Origin of the sequence: Okeania sp. SIO2B9 (assembly GCF_010672505.1) — a bacterium.
Classification (GTDB): domain Bacteria; phylum Cyanobacteriota; class Cyanobacteriia; order Cyanobacteriales; family Microcoleaceae; genus Okeania; species Okeania hirsuta.
This window is the reverse complement of sequence record NZ_JAAHGK010000091.1, coordinates 1-2,130: the sequence shown is the minus strand read 5'-3', so window position 1 is coordinate 2,130 and position 2,130 is coordinate 1. Positions and strand designations below refer to the sequence as shown.

General features: G+C 30.9%; 3 protein-coding genes. All 3 read left to right on the top strand.

Going from position 1 to position 2,130, the window contains the following annotated elements; translation table 11 throughout:
• Positions 1-407: 407 nt before the first annotated feature.
• The 3 genes from F6K13_RS05560 to F6K13_RS05550 all read left to right on the top strand — a co-directional run bounded on the left by F6K13_RS05560 (position 408) and on the right by F6K13_RS05550 (position 2,076).
• Positions 408-674 (top strand): (2Fe-2S) ferredoxin domain-containing protein, encoded by a 267-nt coding sequence (locus F6K13_RS05560; protein WP_124145692.1) that lies wholly within the window; start codon positions 408-410, stop codon positions 672-674.
• 6 nt (positions 675-680) lie between these two features.
• Positions 681-1,208, top strand: a complete 528-nt coding sequence (locus tag F6K13_RS05555) for a PAS domain S-box protein (RefSeq protein WP_338043207.1) — start codon at positions 681-683, stop codon at positions 1,206-1,208.
• Positions 1,209-1,845: 637 nt separating this feature from the next.
• Entirely contained in the window at positions 1,846-2,076 is a 231-nt protein-coding gene (locus tag F6K13_RS05550; protein WP_287287003.1) for a hypothetical protein, read from the top strand.
• The last annotated feature ends 54 nt before the right edge of the window (positions 2,077-2,130 follow it).

The following is a 2,130-nucleotide window of genomic DNA, read 5'->3' as shown; positions in this document are numbered from 1 at the left end:
TCTTAGATGTAGCTTATGGCAATTAAAAGAAGGAATAAGCAAGAAGGAAAAAAATTATCAATATAAAATTAGCATCCAAGAAGTATCAGTAGAGGTAAAAATTTCCAACTTCCTATCGCCAAAAATATCTTCCTATTTGTTTTTTATTGAGAGTTAAAATTGACTTTTGACTTTACCTATACTCACCTTCTTCACTGTTAAATTTTTGTCTTTATTCTCTTAACTCTTTCTGACCAACTATTTTTATACCAATTTGAAAAAAGAATGCTAGACTTAGATGAAACTTCAATTATTAAGTAATTAATACAGGTAAAATAACCTTTTTGATAATTATTAACCAGTTGGTGTTAATTATTATTATGTTTAGTTCTCCCCTACTCCCCCACTCCCCTACTCAAGAATGAACTATGAAAAAAGAAAATTTATATCTTTGTATGGGTTCTGCTTGTCATCAACTAGGAGTTTATGAAGTATTGCCCAAACTTCAAAGTATGATTAGCGAATATCACCTAGAAGACAAAATAGAATTAAAAGGTTCATTTTGTTTAGAATCTTGTAGTGATGGAATTGTAATGAAATACAAAAACCAAGTATTCATCAAAATTAACCCCGAAAATATCGAACAAAAATTCCAAGCAGAAATCTTACCCACTATCAATAAACCAAAGGAGTAAATTATTTTGACTAACGAAAAAAATCTCTGGCAAATCCTCTGGGAATATGACCCCAATGGCTTAATTGTTGTTGACACCCAGATGAATATTACTCTAGTTAATCCAGCATTTTGTAAAATGTTTAATGTCAACCAAACAGAGATTATTGGTCAACCAGCATCTATAGTTTTAGAAGATTTAGCAGACTTTCAAAAAGTCTGGGAAAAAGATGAAGTAATTCGAGGAAAAGAAAAAAAATATAAACCTGAAAATCAAGCAAATTCTGAAGCAGATATTGTATATGTCAAAGAAGTAATTTTTCCCATTCGCGACCAAAATTTAATTGCTTGTATTATGGTTGATATTACCTATGAATGGCAACGAAAACAAGAAATGATTAATCTGAGAAACGAAACAGTTAGTAAAGTAAATGAAGTAGTCGATCATCAGATGAAAGTAGTGCAAGAAATTGCTGGTTTATTAGGAGAAACAACTGCTGAAACAAAAGTCAGTTTATTAAAAATTATCAAAATGGTAAATCAAGAGACTCTCTAATCAGGCAACAGGCAACAGGCAACAGGCAACAGTGTTATTATCCACATAAGTCCTAACCAACTCATTCTTTGCTATAACATCTCCAGTTTAATATTAATTATGTCTGTGAAAATGGGTAATAAATAATTGATAATAAGCTGATAGCTGACCGAAAAATTTGGGTAGTTACGCCTCCTCTTTTAACAAGATAAAAAAAGAAGATTCCGTATTTCAACTCTCCTTATTGTACAGGTACTGGTAACTGATTGATATATATAGCAATCCTAAATCATTTGTGATAATTTTATCAAAATAATTGGGTCGCGCAACCCTGCCTTTAAGGCGAAATATTTTTGGAGAGTTGCTCAAATACCCGTTACAAAAATAACTTCTGACTTCTGACTTCGTTAATGCTTAGGTGTTTCTTCCATATCTGTTCCCTGTTCCCTTTTCCCTGTTACCGAATAATTAATAATTAATAATTAAATAATTCTGGTTTAAAGCCTCCTCTTTTAAGGGAAAAAAAAAGAAAATATTCCTGATATTCAATTCCGTAACGGTTTTAACCAGAGGTAATTATCAATTATCCATTATCCATTAATGAACTATTCCCTGCTCCCTATTCCCTATTCCCACAACTCAAATAAGATTGATATAAATGGAAAATTTTTTAGATATTTACAATTTTAGTCTCAATAAAAAAGGCGAAGAATTATGTGGCGACCAAGTTAAATTCCGCAAAGTCGAAAATAAAACTATTATCGTTTTGTCTGATGGTTTAGGCAGTGGTGTAAAAGCTAATATTCTAGCCACTTTAACCACAGAAATTTTGATTAATATGTTGAATAATGATGACGTTTCTTTAGAAGATGTAATTGAAAATATCTAAAAAATTTTCCATTTATATCAATCTTATTTGAGTTGTGGGAATAGGGAATAGGGA

Excerpts from the sequence above, each read along its gene's own strand:
- F6K13_RS05560 (WP_124145692.1), top strand. The coding sequence starts at position 408 with ATGAAAAAAGAAAATTTATATCTTTGTATGGGTTCTGCTTGTCATCAA.
- F6K13_RS05550 (WP_287287003.1), top strand. The coding sequence starts at position 1,846 with ATGGAAAATTTTTTAGATATTTACAATTTTAGTCTCAATAAAAAAGGC.